We start from the raw sequence: 23128 nt of genomic DNA, 5'->3' as shown, positions 1-23128 counted from the left end.
TTACTTCTTCACTATTGGGTGAGCGTTTTGGTTAGGTGAGTCTTTTGGGTGAGTGGTCGAATCGGCCGAAGACTGCTGCGCATAGGGGCGGACGGCGGCGACGCAGGCGAGGCTGATCGCGATTGCGATCAGTCCGTACACGGTGATAGCCCACGAGGAACCAGTGAATTCGAGCAGCGTCACGGCCACGAAGGGTGCGATGCCGCCGCCCACGATGCCGGCGAGCTGGAAACTGAATGACATGCCGCTGAAGCGCATCTCCGGCGGGAACAGTGTGGACATGAATCCCGCGTAGGGTGCCCAAAATGCCTTAGCCGCAATACCGCTGGTGAAGACAGCGGCAGCGATAGCAAGCACTGGTTGCCCCGCATTGAGTAGTGGGAAGTAGGCGGCCACGCCGACACCGAGAGCCAGAAGCCCGCAGATCGCCAACTTGCGCAGGCCGATCCGATCGGCGACCACACCCATCAGTGGTGTGACGATCACCCCGACTCCCGCTGCAGCCATCGTCGCGATGAGCACCACCGAGCCATCCATCAAGTTTTCGTGCGTGACGTAGGTGATGGCGAAGACGGTCACGATGTAGAACGCGACATCGTTGCCGAGACGGCAGCCCATCGAGAGCACGAAGTTGCGCGGCTGTTCCCGCAACAACGTCACCAACGGCCGCTTCAGCGGCTCGCTGACCGTGGCCATGCGCTCTTCGAACTCGGGCGTTTCGGTGACCCTCAACCGCAGCCACATCCCGACGGCGACGATGACAAGCCCAAGCAGGAACGGCACACGCCACCCCCACGCCAGGAAGGCCTCATCACTCGTAGTGGCCTTGACGATCGCGAAGGCGCCGTTGGCGAGCAACAGTCCGAGTGGATCACCGACCTGGGGGATGCTGCCGAACAAACCTTTACGCCGGCTCCCCGACGTCTGCTCCACAGCCAGCAGCACCGACCCACTCCACTCGCCGCCCAAGGAGAGGCCCTGCACGATTCGACACACCACCAGCAGCGCCGGCGCCCACAGGCCAACCTGGTCGTAGGTGGGAAGCAGCCCGATACCGCCAGTGGCGACACCCATCGCAAACAAGGTGATGAGAAGGACTCTGCGACGACCGATGCGGTCACCGAAATGACCGGCGATCACCGCACCGATCGGCCGGGCGACGAAACCTACCGCAAAGGTCGCAAATGCGCTGAGCAACCCCGCGGTCGGTGAACTGTGGGGGAAGAACACTTTGGGGAACACCAACGCGGCTGCCAGCCCGAAAATGATGTAGTCGTAGAACTCCAGCGTGCTGCCGAACAGGCTCGCTTGCAGCGCGCGTCGGAGCCTGGGGTCCGAATTTTTGGGCATGGGGAGTCTCTATCTTCATCGGCACCGTTGTGAGGGATGTCATAAGTATGGTGACGGTCAAAAATTCACACAAGGTATCGTTTTTGAGCGAAACCATTCGCTTTTACTGACTTGTTGGAGGGCTCATGCTCGACGTCCGCCGCCTACGCCTGCTCTATGAACTCGACAGGCACGGCACCATCGCTTCCGTCGCGCAGGCCCTACATTTCGCACCCTCGGGGGTCTCTCAGCAGCTCAGCCAGCTCGAGACCGAGGCCGGTGTTCGGCTCCTCGAACGAGTGGGGCGCAACGTGCGGCTGACCGCACAAGCGAAGGTGCTCGTCGAACACGCGAAGAAAGTCTTCGCGCAACTCGAGCAGGCCGAGTCCGACCTCGCCGCCGCAGCACACCAACCAGTCGGCACCATCCGCGTCGGGGCGTTCCAGACCGTCGCGGAGTCGATCGTGCCCGGCGCCCTGGTCGCGCTACACCAGCACGAGCGACTCCGAGTCGAGGTCGTCGAGGCCAAACCCAGCACCGCACTGCCCGCTCTGCTCGCCCGGGACCTCGACCTGCTGATCACCGAACAATTCCCCGGCCACCCCTTCCCCGTGCCAGCCGAGATCATCCGCCTCCCCGTGGCCGATGACCCGCTCTATCTCGCCCGTCCCAACCACCCCGCCTCGTGGGACCTAGCCGACGCACGCCACGACGCCTGGGTGATGGAACCCGAAGGCAGCGTCGGTCGCCGATGGGCCATCGCACGGTGCCGTGACGCCGGTTTCGAACCCGACATCCAGTTCGAAGCCGCCAACCTGTCGATCCACGTTCAGCTGGTACACGCGGGCCATGCCAGCGCATTTCTACCCGGCCTACTCTGGCGCACTCACCCACGCCCACCAGGACTCCATCGACTTCCCGGGGAAAAGCGCTCCATCTCCATAGCCCTGCGCGCCGGCAGCGAGACGCACCCCTCGATCACGGCCGTGTGCGGAGCAATCCAGAGCGCCGCCGCTGCCATTCCCACCAACGTGTGACGGACGACTCGAGCACAGCACCAGGCAGAGGAGGGCGGCAGACCGTCGTCTCAGGCAAGTGGTGCCCAACGGCGTGGTCGAAACACGCAAATGGATCCTCATGATCCACCGCACGGCCGCACTCGCTCCCCGAGCCGGTCCACTCTCGTCTCGCGACGACGGGGATCGATCGCAATCGGGACGGCGGCCAGGAGGAGACGCGAATTCAACCGTTGCGCACCAGTAGGCGCACGCGCCTGGCGGCCTCATCGAGGCCGGTGCGGCAGTGAGTGGCCGCACAGATCTTCTACCACTGCTCACTGGACTCGGCTCAGGCTGCTCTTTCGCTGACCTATCGCGCTGACCGGGTTCGACTCCTCACGGCCACGACGTCGGCAGAGGTGGGCGGCCGGTTAACAGCACGTCGCGCACCGGACTCGACCAATCACCCAACATCGCACGCAGTCGTGTGGCACCGTGTTCGCCCATTGACGAACCCACGAGTGATCGGAACTTCTCATCGATCTCAGTCTCGCCCATTGCTGGGCCAACTTCACCTACAGGACAGCGGATTTCGCGACCGTCCGCAGCGGAACGAATAAGGAAGCCCATCTCTCCGGCTCTCAACTCCTGTACATCCTCGGCGGCGACGACGGTGACATGGACCATCGCCATGGCTTGCTCGAGTTCGTCCGTTATCGAGACCTCGATCAGATCGCGCGCCGCGATCGCGCCGCGCGCTAGATACATCGCCACCGCGAGTTGCAGACTGAGGTGACGCTCGAGTTCGCTGTCCGGCGAGGGATGATTCACATTACGTGCAACCTCGCGCGGAAGCTCGAACGCGATGCGGCGAAGCGGCGCGTGGTCGAGTCGCTGCCAACCCTCGACGAAACCATGTAACGGGCCGAGGGCGTTACCGCAGCAGCTGTGTGGCTTGTAGTAGATCTGAGAGGGCCGGTGTTCGGCGTATGCGGGTAGGCGCAAATCCGACGCCGATACTCCTCCGAGAACGCGCAGAAAGCCCAACTGACCATCGAACGCCTCGAGGCCACCGGCGAGGCCTGCCCCGGCCAGCACGGCTGCCTCGTAGCCGACGCGCGCGGCATTCGCAGGGATGATCAAGCACGAGGCACTGCCGTCCACTGCGAATTGGCGCACCCCTGCTGCCTGCGCAACCGCAAAGTCCAGAGCATGCGCAGTGGCGGCCTCGTCCAGCCGGAGCAGTCGCGCCGCTGCAGCCGCGGCAGTGAGTGCACCAATGGTGCCGGTGGTACAGAAGCCTTGCTGATAGTGACCGGGATTGACCCGGCGCCCGAGGGACATTCCCAGGATCAGCGCGGTCGCGACTGCATCGGTCAGCTCGCCCACGGTGGCGTTGCTCCGCCATCCGGCGGACAGTCCCGCCGCGATGGTGGGTGCGCCGAGGTGGCCCCAGGTCTCCCAGTCGCCGTCGTCGAGTTCAAACGCGTGGGCTTGCAGGGCGTGCACATATGCGGCGGATGCAGGGTGCAGCCTCGTCGTCGAGTGGCCGAGCGCCGGAACTTCACCGGAGATGCCGCAGATATCGGTGACGACGCGCGCAGCAGGGTGGTCCGAGCCCGAGATCGAGCAGCCGACAAAGTCCACCAGCGACAGGTGCGCGCTGGCGAAGGTATCGGCGGCTTCGAGCCGGGGTGCGGCTTCACAGAGCCATGTGACGACGTCGGAAGTGGTGGTGGGCATCGAACTCTCCGCATCTTCGAGGGTCGATTGGCGGCCGGCGACGCGGTTCTCGTCAACGACCCCTACAGCGGCGCTCAACACACTCCCGATATCCTGCTGTTCAGTCCGGTCGTGGTCGACGACGACGTCGTCGGATACGTGGGCTCGGTGGCGCACCACATCGATGTCGGCGGACGCGTCGCCGGTAGCGTGGCCGGAGATAACCGGAACATTTTCCAGGAGGGCCTGCGTATCCCCCCGATCATCGCGTATCGGAATGGAGTAATCGACGAAACGTTCGCCAGCATCCTCGCAGCGAACGTGCGCCTGCCGGAAGTCACCTTCGGTGACCTGCAGGCCCAGTTGTCGGCGAATATGCTCGGCGTGTCCCGAGTTCACGGAATCGCACAAGAACACGGCACCCGGAATGTGTTGACCGCCATGGATCGGTCGATCGAGGCCACGGAAACGGAATTCCGGAAGAGGATGGCTGATCTGCCCGACGCATGTGGCACCGGCGAGGACTTCGTCGAAGACGACGGCCTCGGCAACGGTCCCCTCACCGTCAAGGTCTCAGTCGAGATCACTGGCGATGGGCTGGTCGTGGACTTCACCGGCAGCTCTCCCCAAACCGACGGCCCGATCAACTCAGTCCTCAGCGCAACCACCGCATCCGTGTTGTACGTCATCCGATCGGTGTTCGGACCGGACCTCCCGGCCAACGACGGACTGAACAGTGCGGTGCGAATCGTCGCGCCGTCCGGAACCATCGTCAATCCGACCTCGCCGACCGCGTGCGGCGGCCGAATGCAGACGTGCTACCGCGTTGTCGATGCCCTACTACGAGCATGTGCTACCTTCACACCCGACCGCTACACGGCCGGCAGCTGCGGAAACATGACGATGAGCCTGCAGTTCGATCGCCGCGCCGGTCACGCCCCCATCTTCTTCGAGGTCATGCCCGGCGCCCTGGGCGCGCGACCCGAGGACGACGGAATCGATGGCACCGACGTGCACATCTCCAACTGCATGAATGCCCCGATCGAAGCGCTCGAGGCCGAGTTCCCGATCGAATTCACCTGCTTCGAGTTCAGACCCGACTCCTGCGGCGCCGGTCGATTCCAAGGCGGTCTGGGTCTACGGCGCGGCTTCCGGCTCCGCGAACTCGGAGGAGAGCTGATGATCCGCGGCGACCAGGTGACCTCCGGACCCAGCGGAGTAGACGATGGCGCCGACGGCCAACCCTGCCGGTTCGTACTCAACCCCGGAACCGAACACGAACGAGTCCTCCCGTCGAAAACCCTCGTCTCACTCGAGGCAGGCGACGAATTCCTACGCGAGACAGCCGGCGGCGGGGGCATCGGAAACGGCTGCGACCGAGACCCAGCCCTTGTCACGAGGGATCTCGATGACGAACGAATCAGCAAGAAATACATCCACACTCACTATCCCCAGCTGACCTAGGCCAAACCGACGCACTCGCTGGTGCGGTAGGCGCTCGTGTGATCCAGGCACCGACCGCACGGCTTTCGCACAGTCGCGGGCCCCAGCAACTAGACACCACACGAATAGCAGGTGTACCCGCAGCAACTGAACTGGGTGCCCGTCAGCGGCGTCGTTCAAGGAGGTGGGCGGCTTTAGTCCTTCCCGTCAACGCCTCACTGGCCCCAAAGCCAGCCCAGTTCGCAACTCCCCAACCCCAGCCTGTCTCCTCTAGGAGAGCCCACATGGACATCGTCGACCCCCCGAGCAGCTCCCCGACCACGCATTCTGTATCTCCGTCCGCCCGGCTCGAGCGCCTACCCAGAATCACCCGCTCTCACCGAGTATGGATAGCACTTCTCAGCTTTATCTACGCATGCGACTGGGCCGACATATTCAGCCTGTCCTACGCGATGCCCGCTATGCGTGAAACGTGGCAGCTGTCGACCACACAAATTGGCGCCGTGACCTCATGCACCTTCGCGGGAATGGCGATCGGCGCTGTACTCGGCGGCAGACTGTCCGACAAATTCGGTCGCCGGCCCACCCTGATTGCGGGGACGGTGGTCTTCTCGGTCGCCTCCATCCTGTCCGCACTATCACCCAACTACGAGGTGTTCGCCGTCCTTCGCACCCTGACGGGCGCAGGCCTGCAAGCCGTTGTCGGTGTCGTCCTCGTCTACGTCACCGAAACGTTTCCCCGCGTGTCCCGCGGCCGGTACATCTCCCTCGTCATCGGCCTGGGCTCCCTCGGCATGCCCCCCATGGCACTCGCCGCCCGCATCATCGTCCCCGCCGGACCAGAGACCTGGCGTTGGGTGTTCGTGCTCGGTGGCATCGGACTCCTCGCAGTGGTCTTTGTCCCGAAACTGCTGCCGGAATCCGTGCGCTGGGACGAAACCAACGGCAAGACCGCCCGCGCCGCCCAACTCGTGACAACGCTCGAACAGCAGGTGATAGCACGTACCGGTTCCCCGCTGCCGGCACCCGCTCCTGCCGCTCCCACCACACCGCAACCGATGAGCAACTTGTTCACCGCCCGATACCGGCGCCGTACGGTGGTGCTCTGCGTCGCGATGACCTTCTTCCTCCTGGGCTACTACGGTTTCAACAACTGGGTACCAACCTTGCTGGTCGATCGCGGGTTGTCCATTTCCGCTGCGCTGACCGTGACCACCGTCCTGTCCGCATCGCCACTGGCAGCAACGCTTCTCGCGTTGCCGATCACCGATCGATGGGAGCGGAAGCGGACCTGCATGGTCCTGTGCATGCTCGCCGCAGCAGCAGTGACTGCCTTCGCCTACACCCACAACTACGCAGCCCTGGTTGTTTCGGGCTTCTTGACCCAACTGTTCTTCGTGACGACCTTCCAGGTGCTGTACGCCTACCTGCCCGAGAACTTCCCGACTGCCCTGCGCGGATCCGGGGCGGGCCTCGCCAACGGCGTCGGCCGTGCCGCGGGCATCGCCAGTGGCTTCATCACGGCGGCAGTCGTCACCGTGCTGGGCTTCGCCGGCGCTTTCGGAGTAGCTGCCTTGTTCTCCACACTTGCCGGGCTGATCATCGGCGCCTTCGGAGCGAACACACGCAACCGCAACCTCGACGATATCGACGGGCACCAACAATCAGGTGTCGCAAATAGCTCTGCTGCAAGCGAACCACGAACGCTTGAACGCGCCGCGGCACCAGCGACGCCACAACATCACAGCGACGCACTCGATGCCAGGCGGGGACGGGCGAGAGATCTCGGCGGACCCCAGCGGGGCACGGACTGAACGACTCCGTCGGTCGCGCTCCGCACAGATCGGAAGGGGTGAATCTCGAAAAGCGGCCGGATCGAATACGGGACTCTCGGGAGTGAAACCTTCCGGTCTGTTACGGCGCGGACAGAGCCCGACCACGGCCCGCAGGCCCGACCATAGCAAGGCAGAGGCGCAGTCGGTGGGCAGGCCCTGGCGAAATCCGGGGCAGGCCCGCCCTCCGCGAAACCGGTCAGGCCGCCCGCGGCGGTGGTCGCGACAACTGGTGGCAGCGATATCCTGGACGCATCATCGATAGGGGAGTACAGATCAATTTGCACTGGTCGTGCCGTCGGGACCAGCGCACGACAACTACGAGCCGGCGGAGTGAGTAGACCGTTCCGATGGGTGCAGGTGATCCGCTCGACACACAGCGGTCTCCGGTGTGCCCGGCTGCCGAGCTGATGGGAGTCGGCTTCGATAACGCTGAGGAAATCGGCCGAGGCGGATTCGGTGTCGTCTACCGCTGCACCCAGAGCGAATTGGATCGCACAGTCGCCGTGAAGGTTCTGACTGTCGAACTCGACGAGGAGAGCCGGACGCGATTCTTTCGCGAACAGCGGGCGATGGGGCGGCTGACCGGGCATCCGAACATCGTCCACATTCTGCAGGTCGGCGCCACCGACAGCGGGCTTCCGTTCATCGTGATGCCCTACCATTCGCAGGGTTCGCTCGATGTGCGGATCCGCGAGCAAGGTGCGTTGCCATTAAGCGAAGCGTTGCGGCTCGGGGTGAAGATGGCGGGCGCGATCGAGACCGCGCATCGACGCGGCATCCTCCACCGTGACGTCAAGCCCGCGAACATTCTGATCACCGACTACGGCGAGCCTCAACTGGCCGATTTCGGCATTGCGCACGTCGCCGGTGGCTTCGAGACCGCCACCGGTGCTATCACCGGGTCGCCGGCGTATACCGCGCCGGAGGTGCTCGCGGGGAAACCGCCGAGCCCGGCCTCCGACGTCTATTCGCTCGGCGCCACCTTGTTCAGTGCTCTCACCGGTCACGCTGCGTTCGAACGCCGTAGCGGTGAGCAGGTCGTCGCCCAATTTCTGCGGATCACCACCCAACCGGTTCCCGAACTGACCGAGCACGGGATCCCTGATGACGTGTCCGCGGTGATTTCCCGCGCAATGTCCCGCACCCCCGATCAACGTCCGGCGACCGCGTCCAACTTCGGTGAGCAACTGCAACAACTTCAAAGGGACCACGACATCCTGGTCGACGAGATGGCGTTACACGCCACACCCGAGACGCAGGGCGGCCGAGGAGGGGCGCCAGTCGGTGGTGGACGTCGTGCATCCGGCGCCTCACCGACGGGGAATCTTCCACTGGAGTTGACCAGTTTCGTCGGCCGCCGGCATGAGCTCACCGAGGCGAGGAATCTGCTGGCGCAGTCCCGACTGGTGACCTTGACCGGAATCGGAGGTGTCGGCAAGACGCGCCTGGCGTTACGGGCCGCCGCGAGCGTAGGGCGCAAGTATCCCGACGGGGTGTGGCTGGTGGAGCTGGGGGACCTGCGCGACGAGTCGTTGCTGGTGGACGCGGTGGCCGGGACCCTGAGGATTCAGCACCACTCGGCACGGCCGTTGCGTGAGGTTTTGCTGGAGTACATCGGGAACCGCGAGCTCTTGCTCGTCCTCGACAACTGTGAGCACATCGTGGGCGCAGCCGCGGAGCTGGTCGAGACCTTGTTGCAGACCTGTCCGGGGTTGCGGGTGCTCGCCACCAGCCGCGAGCCCCTGGTCATCGGCGGAGAGGCGGTGTTGCGGGTGCCGCCTTTGGCTTTGCCGGATCCCGAGCGTCCACCCTCGCTTCGGGGATTGCCCGCATACGATGCAGTGACGCTTTTCACCGAACGGGCCGCCGTCGCCGTTCCCGGGTTCGCGCTCACCGAAAACAACGCGCGTGCAGTGACAGGAATCTGTCACCGGCTCGACGGTCTGCCCTTGCCGATCGAGTTGGCTGCGGCTCGGCTGCGGGCGATGTCGACCGAGCAGATCCTGCAGCGACTGACTGACCGCTACACCCTGCTCACCCATGGCCGTAGAGGCGCGCCGACACGGCAACAGACCCTGCGCTGGTGTATCGACTGGAGCTACGAGTTGTGCACCGCCCACGACCAAATGGTGTGGGGACGCCTGTCGGTGTTCGCCAGTAGCTTCGAGCTGGAGGCTGCCGAGCAGGTGTGCGGGACGGACCTGACATCGGAAGAGATCCTGGACGCAGTGACCTCGTTGGTGGACAAGTCGATCCTGATCCGAGAGGAATACGAGTCGGGTGTGCGGTTCCGCTTGCTCGAAACCCTGCGCGACTACGGGAACTCGAAACTCGAGCAGACCGACGAGAAGACGGCCCTACGCCGACTGCACCGGGACTGGTACGAGGCCTTAGCGCTCGAGGCGGAGGCGGAGTGGATCAGCTCACACCAGCTCGAGTGGATCGCCCGCCTTAAGCGCGAACTACCGAACATCCGCACGGCGCTCGAGTTCTGCGTCGACGACGAGGACCCCGACGCCGGTCTGAGCACCGCCGTCGCACTCCGACCGTTCTGGACCTCCCAAGGCCTCTACGACGAAGGTCGACGCTGGTTCCGCCGCCTACTCGCCGGCTACCGCGGTCCGCCGACACCTGCACAAATCAAAGCGCTCTACAGCGCCAGCGTGATGGCGAGCATGCAGGGCGACCTGCATGCCGGGGCTGCACTCGTCGAGGAGATACACACGCTCACCGCGGACACCAGCGACCCCATGATGCTCGCGGTTGTGTCCTACGCCGACGGCATGCTCGCCCTCTACAGCGGGCAACCTGAGGATGCGTATCCCCACCTCGAAACCGCCCTCGCGCAAGTCCGCGAACACAACGAACGTACGCCCGAAACCAGTATCCCCTACCCGTTAGGTTTGGCCTACGCATTGGCAGGCTTGACAGACAAAGCTGTCGAATGCCTCGAGCGCGCGCTGGAGACCACAGAAGCGAGCGGCGAGAAGATGTACCGGTCGTATTCTCTGTGGGCCCTGGGAATTGCTGTTTGGCGGCAGGGTGACACCGAACGAGCAGTACGGCACTTCGACGAGGCGCTGAAGTTGGCCCGGACCGTGCACAGCCCTCGCCTAGCCACGACATGCCTGGAGGCGCTGGCCTGGATCGCAGGCGAACAGCGCGACGCTCATCGAAGCGCAGTACTGCTGGGAGCCGCGGAAGAGCTGGCGCGATCGATAGGAAGCCCGGCGATCGTGCATCCGAACTTGCTGCGATACCAAGATGATTGCGTCAATTGGACGCGCCAGAGGCTCGGGAACGATACCTTCACCGAGGCTTATCGCAAGGGCGAGCACCTCAGCTTCGACCAGGCAATCGCCTACGCGCTTCACGAAAAAACCTCAGGCAGCGCTAGCCGTGCCGTCGAAACATCGACGCCATTGACCAAGCGGGAAGAACAGGTCGCCGATCTCGTCGCCGAAGGCCTGACGAATCAGTCAATCGCTGCTCGGCTGGTCATCTCACCGCGAACCGCACAAGGCCATGTCGAGCACATCCTGGCCAAACTGGGATTCACCTCGCGAGCTCAGGTCGCTGCCTGGGTCATCGAACGGCGTCACGATTATTAGTGCATCTGCAGGATCGGGAAACTTGTTCAGGGACAAGCCGGTTGATGTTTCGGCAAGCGCGACAGGCAGTATTGGAGAAGCGCCGGTGGACCCACGTGTGGGCGACCGGCGCTTCGCTGCTGGGCGTCGTCAAGGATCGAACTACATCGAGGTGGGGAGTACGACGAAGAGCCAGGCGAGGATCGGCGCGACGAGGACGATGTATCCGGTGTACTTGAAGAGGGCGCGTTGGAACTTGTCCCGGTCGGGCACTTGGGCGTTGGCCAGGACCATGACACCGTTGCTCGACAGGGGGCTGACGTCGACGATGACGGCGGAGAACGATACGGCGGCGACGAATCCGATGAGGCCAACTTCTCCCATCATCAGCAGCGGTGCGGCGAGGGGTAGGACGATGCCGAGGGTGCCGATGGAGGAGCCGACTGCGGAGACGGCGGCGACGGCGTAGCAGAGAATCAGGGCGGTCAGCAGTGGGGATCCGAGGGAGGCGGCGGCGTCGCCGAGGAATTCGAGGGTGCCGTTCGCTTTGAGCACGCTCATGTAGGTCAGCATTCCGCAGACGAGCAGGACGGCGGACCAGGTGACGTTGTTGACGGCGGGCTTGTGCTTGTGGGGGGCGAGCACGAGGAGGATGGCCGCGATGACCATCGAACACACGCCGACGTCGATCTGGAACACGGCCGATCCGATGAGCAGGGCGACCATGCCGAGTAGTGTCAGAACACGGAGAGGGGTGAATCCGGTGGATTCGACTTCCTCGAGCCGATCAGGTGTCGGTTGCGGTGCTCCGGTGGTTACCACCATCGGACCGGCGCCGGGCCGGGCGGAGGTGGCGTGCTGGCCGGCGTTCGCGCCGTCTACGGCCTGGGCGCGACCCTGTTCAGTGCGTTGACCGGGCATGCCGCGTTCGAGCGCCGCAGCGGTGAGCAGGTGGTCGCCCAATTCCTGCGGATCACCACGCAGGAGGTGCCCGACCTGCGCGAGCACGGGATCCCCGACGACGTGGCCGACACAATCGCCCGGGCGATGTCCCGTGAGCCCGATCAGCGACCGGCCACCGCCGCCGACTTCGGGGAACAGCTGCGAACCCTGCAACGCGGTCACGGCTTCTAGGTAGACGAAATGGCCCTCCGCTTTGAACCCGGCACAGAGGTCAGTGGCCGAGCACTAGGGCATGTCTCCCAATAACTTGAGCCACTCGACGATGCCGGCGAGCAGGAATCCGGCGCGGTAGGTGAGGGCGAGTTTGTCGTAGCGAGTGGCCACCGCACGCCACTGTTTCGCCTTGTTGAAGGCCCGTTCGACCACGTTGCGCCCCTTGTAGACATCCCAGGGGCGCAAGTCGTCAAGCAGCTTGGGTGGTGCGGCGGTGGTCCCAGGCGATGTGTTCGTCGTAGTGGGTGCGGTGGCGGAGGCAGCCGTGGAGGACGCCGACGAGGCGATTGCCCAGGGCGCGGAGAGCTTGATGGTGCAGGTCGCCGGCGTCGCGTCGCTGGTCGTAGAACTCGCGGGCGCCGGGGCTGGACGAGAGTGCGCAGAATACCCATTGGTCGATGGCATCGTAGAGACGCCGGTTGCGGACGTGGCGGGCGAGCACCGCGCGTTTCTTGCCGGACGCGACAGTTAGCGGGGAGGTGCCGGCGTAGTTTCTGCGAGACTTGGTATCGGTGTAACGGTCGGGGTCGTCCCCGAACTCACCGAGCACCCGGGCGCCGAGTATGACACCAAGTCCTGGCAGGGAGCGGTAGATGTCGGCGTCCGGGTGTGCTTCAAAATGTATTGCCAGGTCGGCCTCGAGTTCGGTGATCTGCCGGTTCAACTCGGCGATGAGGCCGACGGCGGCGCGGGTGGTGGCGGCGAACGCGGCGACGACCGGCGCCGGTGCGGTGAGGTGCTCGACCCGCAGACCGGCCTGGATTTCGCGGGCCCGGGTGTCGATATTGCGTTGCCGACCAGCCTTTTTGAGGGCGGATCGGATCGCCGGCAGGGTCAGGTGCGCGGCCTCGGCGGGAGTCGAGGCCCGCCCGAGCACGGCGAGCGCGTCGCGGTCGTGCAGGTCGTCGAACACCTCCAACGCGGCCGGGTAGTACTCGCGCAACGCCGACCGCAGCGCATTGGTCTGCCGGGTGCGAGCCCAGATCAGATTCTGGTGTCCGCGGGCGAGGACCTTGATCGCCTCCACGTCCGCGCTATCTCCGGCGATCGGGCGATGATTGTGCCGGTCGGTGCGCACCAGGTCCGCGAGCAGCTTGGCGTCACCGGCGTCGGACTTCGCGCCCGAGACGTGGTGACGGTCGCGGTAGCGCGCGACCGCGAGCGGGTTGACCGCGTACACCTGATAGCCGGCGGTGGTCAGCGCCTGCACCCACAGGCCGCGGTCGGTTTCGATGCCGACCACGACCTGACCTGGTTCTTCGGCGTGCTCGGCTACCAGTTCATGGAGCTGCCGGATGCCGGCCAGCCCTTCCGGCAGCCGCCGAGATGCCAACCTCCGCCCGGCCTCGTCCATCAGATACACATCGTGATGCTGTTCGGCCCAATCGTCGCCGACGAAGATCATCGATCACCGCCCCTTCCTTCGGTTCTCGCTCAATCAATTTCGAGCCCAAGGACACCCGGCGGCTACCTAATGGACCAGTGCTCGAGGTTGGCACGACATCCCATCAGCGCTACAGGCGACCTCACCGACCGGCCGGGGCACGCTCTACAATCAGGAATCTGAATCGACCCTCTCTCCAGGCTCTCGCAGTGCTCACCGGCCGGCGGCTCGGTGATCAGCTTCCCCCTCGTGATCCGTTTCCTGTCGAAGGCTCGCTGATCGACTCCCATTAGGACTCCGGGTCGAAGTTCGGTGGCCGCCCGCCCGCGCGGCCCTTGTTCACCCGGTTCGCTGCCTGATCGGTCTTCTCGGGGATCACCGCCTTGATGCCTCTGCTTCGCAGCAGTTCCCGGTTTGCCCGTGATGAGTACGCCTTGTCGGCCCGGACCTCGTCGGGGCGCGTGCGGTGCGCTCCGCCCGCGAGCCGCGGCACGCAGATGCCCTCCAGCACGTGGGCGAACATCGGACTGTCACCGGCTTGGCCGCGGCCGACCAGCACCGACAGTGGGCGCCCGTGACCGTCGCACGCCAGGTGCGCCTTGCTGGTCAACCCGCCCCTCGACCGGCCGATGCCGTGATCGGCAGGCTCGTCACGCAGGTTCGTGTAATTCGGTAGATCCCCCTGTGTGGCGGGCGGCGTTCGCACCGTGCTGATGGACACGGACCACTGTGGAATCGACCGATACCGCCCAGTCCAGGTTCCCGCCGGCGTCGGCCATCGCGACCAGAGCCGTCAGCACCCGATCCCAGGTTCCGTCTCCGGCGTATCGGCGATGTCGCTTCCACACCGTCTTCCACGGCCCGAAATGCGACGGGAGATCTCGCCAGGGCAACCCGGTCCGCAGTCGATACAGCATCCCCTCGACCACCACACGATTGTTCCGGAACTTCCGCCCCCGGAGCCCATCGGAACTGGGCAACAGCAGCGCGAGCAACTCCCACTGCTTGTCCGTCAACACCTCAAACCGATCAACAACGTCTGCCACACCGAAGAGTCTGCAGCACAACACCACAAATCATTGGGAGACACACCCTAGTACTGGGGCGGCACTGTCGTTGCAGTACTGACGGGGCTGCGCCCAAGCACGACAGGGCATGTCGTGGTCGGCGCTGGCTTTGGCGCAAGCTCATGCAGGGACTCGCGGTCAGAGTGGCCGACCGCAACCGCTCGCACTACGCCGATGAATGTTGACCATAACGCGGGTCGGGTGCGCTGTTCTTTGCGCTGGGGAGCGAGCGCGTTCGACGCTACGCCCGACGCCTACCTGAGAACGACGAACTTGACTTCAGATACCAGCTCCGTCGGTCCACGGCTTGTAGCGGCGGAGATGGGCGGGCATCTGGGCTTCGAAAAGCACCAGGTGGTCGGCTGGAGCGGAGCCAATCTCAGATTAAAGGGTCTATAGGACTAGTGTTTAGGGCAATAGTCTCGTACTGTGACCCTCATGACAGATATCTTGAATCGTCGGATGCTACTGACTTCTCGCCCGACCTGGACTGTGACCACAGATGACTTCACGCTCGATAATGGGCCGGTTCCGTCGCCTGGGCCTGGCGAGGTGGTTGTTCGAGTGGTCTGGCTTGCGTTTGATCCGGCTATGCGGGGCTGGATGAATGATGGGCCGTCGTACGCCCCTCCCGTTTCTTTGGGTGACGTGATGAGGGGTCACGGTGTTGGGGAGGTAGTCGAGAGCGCCTCGCCCGATTTGCCAGTAGGAACAATGGTTCACGGGAGTTTTGGTTGGCAGGAGTACGTTCTTGCCCGTGCTGAGGTTCATTCGGTCGGGTCTCTCGAACACATACATGGTGCGGATTCTGACCTTCCTGCGGCCAGGGCGATTCCGGAAGGAGTTGCTCCGACCGCCGTGACCGGTGTACTCGGCACTACCGGTCTGACTGCATACTTCGGGATGCTCGAATTGGGCCGTCCCAAGCCGGGGGACATTGTGGTGGTGAGCGGGGCAGCGGGAGCGACGGGGTCTGTTGCGGGGCAACTCGCGAAAATCGCGGGTGCAACCGTAATCGGAATTACAGGCGGTCCAGACAAAGCGCAATGGCTCACGGACGTCGCCAAGTTCGATGCCACCATCGATTATAAGAGCGAGGATGTCGAGCAGCGGATCGCCACTCTTGCTCCGCGCGGGGTAGACGTCTTCTATGACAACGTCGCCGGACCGATCCTCGAGGCGGGGATCGCGAATATCGCTCAGCGTGGGAGGGTTGTTCTGTGCGGAGGAATCTCGAGTGGATACTCGAACGAAGCAACCCGGTACGGACCGAAGAACCTATCCACGATCACGGTTCGTAGCGCGAGTATGCACGGATTCATCGTCACCGACTTCTCCGACCGATTCAGCGAAGCCACCGAACGACTCTCCACCTGGATTCGCAATGGCGAAATTACTTGGCTGGACGACATTCAGCACGGAACGATCGAGAACGCGGTGGACGCTCTCAACCGACTCTTTGATGGGAAGAACTTCGGAAAGCAATTGCTGGAGGTCGCAGCTCCCTCGGCCCCGGGGTCTCCCAATTCGACGGCGGCCAATGGCGAGGCCGCACAGGTGGAGCGCAGCCATGTCGGTCGCTGACCCGGTGGCAGTCACCGACGACTTCCAAAAAAAGAACTCATTATTACCGCGACATATCTAGGAGCCACTCATGTCCATTCAGATCGAGGACCCCGCTGTGGGCATCGTGAATTCCACAAGGAACAACTCCACAGGGCGTCCGGTGGGGGTGTGGTCTCTATCCGAGCTGGCCGCTGCGGTCGATTCAGGAACCATCACAAAAGTCTTTCTGGCCACGGCAGACAACGCCGGGCGGCCCCTGGGCGAGTATGTGCCGGCGCGACGATTTCTCAGGCACGTGGACGATCCCGCGGCGTTCAGAATCCCTCTGATGATCTGGCAGCTCGATATCGAGCAGAACACCGACCCGAACCTCGAGGCGGTCGGGGGACTCAGCAACGGGGCTCCGGACTGCCTTCTGATACCTGACTTGAGCACCCTGCGAGTCCTGCCGTGGCTCCCGGACACCGCATTTGTCATCTGCGATCCCATCCTCGCCGACGGTTCGACGCTGGAGATCGCACCGCGCCAGATCCTGAAACGCCAGATTGCGCGACTCGCTGCCAGAGGTGCGACTGTGCAGGTGGCCTCGGAGTTGGAATTCTTTCTGTTTGAAGAAGGCTACGAGGACAGCTGGGAAGCAAATTATCAGCGGCTCACACCTGCGTCGCGGTACCAGGCTGCCTATGACCCTATCGCGTCGATAAGCGTCGAGCCCTTCATCGACGCCGTCGTCGAGCAGATGGGGAAAGCCGGAATCGAGATCGAAGGTGTGTCGAGTGAGTACGGCTTGGGGCAGCAAGAGATCAATCTCACTCACACCGACGCCTTGGAGATGGCCGACCGGCACTTCATCTACAAGTTTGGGGTAAAGGCGATCGCTGCACGCCTCGGTCGGGCCGCCACGTTTATGGCTAAGTGGGATGCTGCAAGTGTTGGTAGTTCATGTCATATCCATACCAGCCTGTGGTCGCTCGACGGGAATACACCGCTGGGTGACCAACCAATCTTCGACAGTTTCCTGGCAGGTCTTGTAGGTGAGTCCCGCAGAATGTGTCTGCTGTATGCACCCAATATCAATTCCTACCGGCGCTTTCAGCCGCATTCTTTCGCGCCGACGACAGTGGCGTGCGGCGACGACAACCGGACCATGTCATTTCGCACAGTCGGCGACGGGCCTCAGCGCAGAGTAGAGAACCGCATCCCCGGCGCTGACGTGAATCCGTACATCGCGATTGCAGGGGCGATAGCCGCGGGTGTACACGGGATCGAGCGAGACTTGCCGATGCCAGACCTCGTGGACGGTGACGGTTACACGCGAGACGATCTGCCCCAGCTACCTACCTCCATCGACGAGGCGATCGCTCTGTTCGCGTCCAGTGACGCAGCCAAGGAAGGCCTCGGCCCCGAGGTGTATTCACACCTGCTCACTGTCGGACGCGGAGAACAACGTGCGTTCCTCACGCAGGCGGTCACGGATTGGGAGCGGCGACGCTACTTCGAAAGGACGTGAGATCGGTGTCGGGTGTGTGCGATGTCCGCTGATCTCATGGGATGTTGCGGTCGAAGGCATCGTGTTCGCTGCGCTTCCAGGATCGGTCAAGTGCTGGGTGCGTGACGAGGTAGCGCTGAGGCTGCGGTGAGCGCCGCGGCCTCAGGGCTGCGCAGCGTGTCCGTCCAATCCGGGGGAGGCGTGTCCCATTTGTGGGTTGACTTTGTCGAGAAGTGTCGTGTCCGGATTGAAGAACCTAAGGTGAATATGAAGATGATCGCTGAGGACGCCGCACGGGTCCTCATTCTGTCGCAGGTGGCGGCCTTCGGGTGGCCACGTGACTAGGGTGCAGCCACCGGCGCAGGTGGTGGCGTTCGAGCCGTCACTGGGGCGAGATGCCCGGATCGGATCGTGGGAAGATTTGGCGAAGGGGACATTTCGCGTATCCGTCGAGAAGCTCGAGGCCAGAGAATTCGAGTCTGCGGCGACACTCGTCGAGATCTCGGTGCTCGAGGCCGAAGAGTTGCGCGACGTCTACGAGCGTTGGCCGACAACGGTCGTCGAGTGGATCAAGTCGCGTGGGGTCCTATCTCGTGATGTCGACCGGGAGCTCGAACGCCTCACAGGACTCATCGGCGAGACCGCGATGGACGGTATCGCGGCGGAGTGGCCTCAGTTTTTTCGCGCAGTCGACTGTGCGGCTGAATTGTGTCGAAGTAGGGACTCCGGGGCCGTCAACGCCATCGAAACCGCGCGAGTGATCTGGCTCGGGATCCACGACCGCGCCGTGGATCGCCTCTCCGGGCTCATCGACATCGCCGTGAGGATGGTCGGCGAGTCTTCGCTCGGCGATCTGTGGAACTTCCTGATGGACGAGTGGTATCCCGTCCACGCCCGCTATTCGCTGTCGCACCAAGCATGGTCCGAGTCAGCTCACCAGCTCATGATCGCCATCGTGGATGGCTTCCACGCCCATCTGGCAGGTGCCTCCCGGCAGGGTGACATCGAGCTGATCGAGGAGGAAGACCGAATCGGATTCCGTTTCGCGCCTTGTGGTTCCGGAGGTCGATCTGTCGATCGGTCCATCACCGACGGAAGCCCGCTGGCTGGACCACCCTACGATTTTGCCGTAACGACCGAACCGCACGATTGGGCGTGGAACACGCGTGGGATCTGTTCGTACTGCGTCCATTGTTGTCTGCTCAATGAGCTCATCCCGATTGACAGACTCGGATATCCGACGCGGGTGATCGATCCGCCTACCTGGCCGAACGATGGGAGCAGCGTGAACGCTTGCACCTGGTGGGTCTATAAGCACCCCTCTCTCGTTCCCGACAGTGTCTACCTGCGGGTGGGGCGCTCTCCCGTGGTTCGTCCTGATCCAGAATAAAACTGAATGGTCGGACCGGTGAGGGAATTCAGACTTACTCGACGTGAGCCCGTCTTGCCGGGGCGCCGGCGGCGGGGTACGTAGCGAGGCCGGAAGGAACAGAGGTGACCAACCGGAGGCCTGTCGGCCACGGTCGACGACGTCGAACCGGCGCAATCCCGAAGTGAGCATGCGAGGTAACCTGCGCGAGCACTCCTTGTGCGTGCCTTCGTACCAGCAAGTCGAGCAATCCACTCGACGTGACGCGGCCGCTCGTCAACGAGTGGGATGACTTCGTCGCCATGCGATAGCCGGTGGAAACGGCCGTGCGGGTCGTATATGGGTCATAGTTCCCAGTGAGTTCCACGTGCCGGGCATGCGCACGGCTGTGGATCGCACTGCGGTCGCGACACTGTTTCTCTCAACCGGAGCCGCGAGGACGCACGGGCGGTCGCGCCGCATAGTCGGTACGGACTGACCGGTCGGTTGCTACGTCGTCGATGAGCACAGTCCGATGAGTCGTCGGAGGCTCTGGCGGGAGACTATCCTGTAGGGGAGCGTGTCGAGGTGGTGCAGGCCTATGGCGGACGAACCGTGGGTTACGCAGCGCGAGCCGGACATCGCGGTGGATTTGGCCGCCGCCGGCTTCGACGAGGCCGACGAAATTGGACGCGGGGGGTTCGGGGTCGTCTACCGCTGCCTCCAGGAAGAGTTGGACCGCACGGTCGCCGTCAAGGTCCTCACCTCGGACGTCGATCCCGAGAACCTCGCCCGCTTCGTGCGCGAGCAGCGTGCGATGGGCCGGATGTCAGGACACCCGAACATCGTCGACCTCTACCAGGTTGGAGTCACTCGTAGGGGGCATCCCTTCCTGGTGATGCCGTACCACGCGCACGGATCGCTGGATGCGCAGATCCGCAGGACGGGACCGATCGGGTGGGCGCCGGTGTTGCGGCTCGGCATCAAGATCGCCGGGGCTCTCGAGACCGCCCACCGGGGCGGCACCCTGCACCGTGACGTCAAGCCAGCGAATATCCTGCTCACCGACTACGACGAGCCGCAACTCACCGACTTCGGGATCGCGCGGATCGCGGGCGGTTTCGAGACCGCAGCGGGATCGATCACGGGCTCGCCCGCATTCACAGCGCCCGAAGTGCTCGAGGGGCGGCCATCGACCGTCGCCTCAGACGTGTACGGCCTCGCGGCGACGTTGTTTTGTGCATTGACCGGCCACGCCGCCTTCGAGCGCCGCAGCGGTGAGCGGCTGGTTGCGCAGTTCCTACGAATCTCGAACCAACCGGTCCCGGACCTGCGCGGTGGGGGCATACCTGACGAAGTCTGCGAGGTCATTGAACACGCAATGTCGCGTACCGTCCAGGAGCGTCCCTCTACGGCTTCCGAATTCGGCAACGCTCTCCAATCGGTCGAGCAGCGCCATGCCTTATCCGTCGAGGCGATGCCCATACCGCCAGATCGGGCCATCGCGAGACACTACCAATCCGCAGCTGGGAACTCGAGCGCGGCTAGCGCCAGGATCGAGGTCGCCGGGAGGCGGCCCATGCCGCGATCCCGTGACGCAATGTCCCCTTTGCGAACTCCGCCAACACCTATCACCAAATTCCACCCGCCCACGACCACCCGCAAGCTGATCCGCAGGCACCGCCTACTCGACGCGCTGCGAGCGGGGCAAGAGAGCCGGTTGACGCTCGTCCACGCACCCGCGGGGTTCGGGAAGAGCAGTCTGGTCGCGCAGTGGCGCGATGAACTGGTCGGCGACGGGATCGCTGTCGCCTGGCTGGCTGTTGACCGGGACGACGACTACGTCGCGTGGTTCCTGTCGCACCTCGTCGAGGCGATCGAGCAAGTGCGCACCGAGATCGCCACCGATCTGCGGCAGTCCCTGGAAGAGCACGGCGATGTGGTCGAACGGTTCGTCCTCACCTCGCTGATCAACCGGATCCACGACAGCGGTGCCCCTCTCGTAATCGTGATCGACGACTGGCATCGCGTGACGGCACGCAAGACGATCGCGGCCCTGGAGTTCCTCCTCGACAACGGCAGCCATCATCTGCGGATCGTTGTGGTGAGCCGCAGCAGATCGGGCCTCCCGATCAGCCGGATGCAGGTCCGCGACGAACTCCACGAGATTACCTCGGAATCGCTGAGTTTCGACCTCGCCGAATCGACGAGATTCTTCGCCGACCGTGTTCGCGTACCGTTGACGGACTCGGAGGTTGAAGAACTGCGGGCGTCGACGGACGGGTGGATCGCCGCCCTGCAACTGGCGTCGCTGTCACTGCGGGAATCGGGAAGTCCCGAGGTCCTGCTCCGGGACTTCCGGGCCGGAACCGGCACTCTTGGTGAGTACCTCGCGGAGAACGTGCTTGACGCTCTCGAGCCGGAGATGCTCGACTTCGTGCTCGTCACTGCCGTCCCCGCCCGGGTGTGCGGTGAACTGGCGTCCGCGCTCGCCGGCGTTCCCGACGGGCAGGCGCGACTCGAGCAAGTCACCGCCCGCGACCTCTTCCTCGGCCGGGCACGCGACGACCGGCGGTGGTACCGCTACCACCACCTCTTCGCGCAGATCCTGCGACGCCGGCTCGAGCGGGACTACCCGGGCAGGACCGTCGAGCTGCACCGCAAGGCTTTCGCCTGGTTCCGTGAACAGCACCTGCTGGGCGAAGCCCTCGACCACATCCTCGCCGCAGGTGACCCGGGTGTGGCCGTCGGCATGCTTGAGCACGATATCCTCTACCTGCTCGACCGGTCGCAGATGTCGACCATCTTGGGCTTGATCGGGAAGCTGCCTGCTGACCTGGTGGCTGCGAGTCCGCGTCTGCAGCTCACTATCGGGTGGGCGAACGCCGAACTACAGCGCATTGCCGTCGCCGTCGAGGCGCGTCAGCGTGCGCAGGACCTACTCGGGCTGCTCGACCTACCCGCCAACCAGGCTCACCAATTGCGGGTGGAGGCCGATGTTTTGCAGGCGGATATCGACGTAACCGCGGACCGGGTGACCGGGGTGAAGGACCTCGTGGCCGAATGTTTGACGCACGCGGCCGATCATTCTCCGTTCGTCGTGTCGATGGCCGCTCTCTTTGATGCGTTCGTCGACTGTTACGAATTCCGGTTCGGCGATGCGTGTCGCAGGCAGAGCTGGGCGGCGCCGTTCCACAGCCGGACTACCGGAACCTATTCGGTGGCTATTGGTTATTGTGTTGCGGGGATGGCGAAGGCTGAGCAGCTGGACATCACCGGGGCCACCGAGATGTACCGCAGTGCGTTTCGACTTGTGCGTGATGCTGGTAATACGCAGTCACAGCATGGGCGGCTCGCCCGTGTGCTTCTCGCTGAGATGCTGTATGAGCAGAACCAGGTCAGCGCCGCAGAGGAACTGCTGAACGAGACGTTCGACGCAGCCGCAATGGGCGGCCCGACGGACTTCATGATTCGGTACTACTGTCTGCGCGCGCGGATCATGTGCGTCCGAGGCGATGACACTGGGGCAACGCATCAGTTGGACGAAGGTGCCCGGACTGCCGACGCGTTCTCGCTCCCACGGCTGAAAGCGTCTCTTGACAATGAGCGGGTCCGCCTCGGCCTACCGCCGCGTCCCGGATTCACCGCGGTCCAGCGCGATACCCGTGCAAAGGCATCCGACGGAGTAGAGCAGATCATCGCACAACTCGAGGACGAGACAGCCGTCTTCATCCTGCTGCGCGGGGATGCCGATCAGATCCGGGCCGCTTGCGAATGGGCCGGCGAATGGGTGCGGAGACTCGAAGGAGCCGGGCGTGAGCTCGCGTCACTCCACGCCGCCCGAATGTTGGTGGCGTGTCAATGGGCTGCGGGTTGCCGCGAGGACGCCGAAACGACGCTCATCCCGGTCGTGGCCAACTGTGCACGGCACGGATTGATCAGATTCCTCCTCGACGGCGGACCACACGTCGTCGCCGCGCTCACAAACCTGCACAAGCACCTGAGCTCACAAGAACCGGATGCGGAACAGAGTTCGCTCCGCTCGTTCGTCGAGGTTGTCTCTACAGCGGCCCGGATGCGCTCGCAGGTGAGTGAGGGGTGACCCGCTCCATACTCTGAGGAGACGCACAGCGGCAAACAATTCGTGTTCAACCGTGCTCATGCCCTAGCGGGTTCGGTAA

At 63.9% G+C, this 23128-nt stretch carries 15 protein-coding genes and 2 pseudogenes; 10 read left to right on the top strand and 7 right to left on the bottom strand.

What is annotated here, in order from left to right; genetic code table 11:
• A complete protein-coding gene (locus tag DTA22_RS03625) occupies positions 1–1350 on the bottom strand; it encodes an MFS transporter (protein ID WP_112298513.1) in 1350 nt (449 codons plus the stop codon).
• Positions 1351–1475: 125 nt separating this feature from the next.
• Between DTA22_RS03625 and DTA22_RS03620 the strand changes: the two genes are divergently transcribed.
• The gene (locus tag DTA22_RS03620) at positions 1476–2366 is read left to right on the top strand and encodes a LysR family transcriptional regulator (RefSeq protein ID WP_037240299.1); all 891 of its coding nucleotides are present in this window, start codon (positions 1476–1478) and stop codon (positions 2364–2366) included.
• 357 nt (positions 2367–2723) lie between these two features.
• Here DTA22_RS03620 and DTA22_RS03615 read toward each other — a convergent pair whose 3' ends face one another.
• Positions 2724–4070 (bottom strand): MmgE/PrpD family protein, encoded by a 1347-nt coding sequence (locus DTA22_RS03615; RefSeq protein WP_112298870.1) that lies wholly within the window; start codon positions 4068–4070, stop codon positions 2724–2726.
• Here DTA22_RS03615 and DTA22_RS03610 point away from each other — a divergent pair.
• The 3 genes from DTA22_RS03610 (at position 3984) to DTA22_RS03600 (ending at position 10938) form a co-directional block, all read left to right on the top strand.
• A complete protein-coding gene (locus DTA22_RS03610; protein ID WP_112298512.1) occupies positions 3984–5513 on the top strand; it encodes a hydantoinase B/oxoprolinase family protein in 1530 nt (509 codons plus the stop codon). The two genes, DTA22_RS03615 and DTA22_RS03610, sit on opposite strands and share 87 nt — an antisense overlap.
• A 263-nt stretch (positions 5514–5776) precedes the next feature.
• Positions 5777–7306, top strand: coding sequence for an MFS transporter (locus DTA22_RS03605; protein WP_112298511.1), 1530 nt, complete (start codon positions 5777–5779; stop codon positions 7304–7306).
• 368 nt (positions 7307–7674) lie between these two features.
• Entirely contained in the window at positions 7675–10938 is a 3264-nt protein-coding gene (locus DTA22_RS03600; protein WP_112298510.1) for a protein kinase domain-containing protein, read from the top strand.
• Positions 10939–11079: 141 nt separating this feature from the next.
• On the opposite strand, the gene DTA22_RS03595 is transcribed toward DTA22_RS03600, so the two are convergent.
• Positions 11080–11643 carry a Na+/H+ antiporter NhaC family protein gene (locus DTA22_RS03595; protein ID WP_235214274.1) on the bottom strand — a complete coding sequence of 188 codons (564 nt, stop codon included), beginning with the start codon at positions 11641–11643 and terminating at the stop codon, positions 11080–11082.
• A gap of 81 nt (positions 11644–11724) precedes the next feature.
• Between DTA22_RS03595 and DTA22_RS03590 the strand changes: the two are divergent.
• Positions 11725–12048: pseudogene (locus DTA22_RS03590) on the top strand (protein kinase domain-containing protein); the annotation flags it as partial.
• 57 nt (positions 12049–12105) lie between these two features.
• On the opposite strand, the gene DTA22_RS36010 reads toward DTA22_RS03590, so the two are convergent.
• The 4 genes from DTA22_RS36010 to DTA22_RS36190 form a co-directional block, all read right to left on the bottom strand.
• Positions 12106–12246 carry an IS5/IS1182 family transposase gene (locus tag DTA22_RS36010; RefSeq protein ID WP_073370717.1) on the bottom strand — a complete coding sequence of 47 codons (141 nt, stop codon included), beginning with the start codon at positions 12244–12246 and terminating at the stop codon, positions 12106–12108.
• Between the two features lie 37 nt (positions 12247–12283).
• Positions 12284–13498 carry an IS110 family RNA-guided transposase gene (locus DTA22_RS03580; RefSeq protein ID WP_112298508.1) on the bottom strand — a complete coding sequence of 405 codons (1215 nt, stop codon included), beginning with the start codon at positions 13496–13498 and terminating at the stop codon, positions 12284–12286.
• 268 nt (positions 13499–13766) lie between these two features.
• A complete protein-coding gene (locus DTA22_RS36195; RefSeq protein ID WP_342769987.1) occupies positions 13767–14087 on the bottom strand; it encodes a transposase in 321 nt (106 codons plus the stop codon).
• A gap of 40 nt (positions 14088–14127) precedes the next feature.
• Positions 14128–14493, bottom strand: a complete 366-nt coding sequence (locus tag DTA22_RS36190) for an IS5 family transposase (RefSeq protein WP_162181273.1) — start codon at positions 14491–14493, stop codon at positions 14128–14130.
• A 489-nt stretch (positions 14494–14982) separates the two neighbouring features.
• Between DTA22_RS36190 and DTA22_RS37100 the strand changes: the two are divergent.
• From DTA22_RS37100 to DTA22_RS03550, 5 genes and pseudogenes are all read left to right on the top strand, one after another.
• A pseudogene (locus DTA22_RS37100) lies at positions 14983–15297 on the top strand (NADP-dependent oxidoreductase); the annotation flags it as partial.
• Between the two features lie 105 nt (positions 15298–15402).
• Positions 15403–16128 (top strand): MDR family NADP-dependent oxidoreductase, encoded by a 726-nt coding sequence (locus DTA22_RS36625; protein ID WP_245973489.1) that lies wholly within the window; start codon positions 15403–15405, stop codon positions 16126–16128.
• A gap of 70 nt (positions 16129–16198) precedes the next feature.
• Complete coding sequence (locus tag DTA22_RS03565; RefSeq protein WP_112298507.1) at positions 16199–17620, top strand: glutamine synthetase family protein; 1422 nt, start codon at positions 16199–16201, stop codon at positions 17618–17620.
• A 316-nt stretch (positions 17621–17936) separates the two neighbouring features.
• Positions 17937–18989, top strand: a complete 1053-nt coding sequence (locus DTA22_RS03555) for a hypothetical protein (RefSeq protein ID WP_112298505.1) — start codon at positions 17937–17939, stop codon at positions 18987–18989.
• A gap of 559 nt (positions 18990–19548) precedes the next feature.
• Positions 19549–23049 carry a serine/threonine-protein kinase gene (locus DTA22_RS03550; RefSeq protein WP_112298504.1) on the top strand — a complete coding sequence of 1167 codons (3501 nt, stop codon included), beginning with the start codon at positions 19549–19551 and terminating at the stop codon, positions 23047–23049.
• Positions 23050–23128 lie beyond the last annotated feature (79 nt).

It is taken from the genome of Rhodococcus wratislaviensis, from assembly GCF_900455735.1.
Lineage (GTDB): Bacteria > Actinomycetota > Actinomycetes > Mycobacteriales > Mycobacteriaceae > Rhodococcus_F > Rhodococcus_F wratislaviensis.
Note: the sequence above shows the minus strand (reverse complement) of the source record. Positions and strands in the feature narration are given on the sequence as shown.

Excerpts from the sequence above, each read along its gene's own strand:
- DTA22_RS03595 (WP_235214274.1), bottom strand. The coding sequence starts at position 11,643 with ATGGTCGCCCTGCTCATCGGATCGGCCGTGTTCCAGATCGACGTCGGC.
- DTA22_RS03605 (WP_112298511.1), top strand. The coding sequence starts at position 5,777 with ATGGACATCGTCGACCCCCCGAGCAGCTCCCCGACCACGCATTCTGTA.
- DTA22_RS03565 (WP_112298507.1), top strand. The coding sequence starts at position 16,199 with ATGTCCATTCAGATCGAGGACCCCGCTGTGGGCATCGTGAATTCCACA.
- DTA22_RS03550 (WP_112298504.1), top strand. The coding sequence starts at position 19,549 with ATGGCGGACGAACCGTGGGTTACGCAGCGCGAGCCGGACATCGCGGTG.
- DTA22_RS03615 (WP_112298870.1), bottom strand. The coding sequence starts at position 4,070 with ATGCCCACCACCACTTCCGACGTCGTCACATGGCTCTGTGAAGCCGCA.
- DTA22_RS03580 (WP_112298508.1), bottom strand. The coding sequence starts at position 13,498 with ATGATCTTCGTCGGCGACGATTGGGCCGAACAGCATCACGATGTGTAT.
- DTA22_RS03600 (WP_112298510.1), top strand. The coding sequence starts at position 7,675 with ATGGGTGCAGGTGATCCGCTCGACACACAGCGGTCTCCGGTGTGCCCG.
- DTA22_RS03620 (WP_037240299.1), top strand. The coding sequence starts at position 1,476 with ATGCTCGACGTCCGCCGCCTACGCCTGCTCTATGAACTCGACAGGCAC.
- DTA22_RS03625 (WP_112298513.1), bottom strand. The coding sequence starts at position 1,350 with ATGCCCAAAAATTCGGACCCCAGGCTCCGACGCGCGCTGCAAGCGAGC.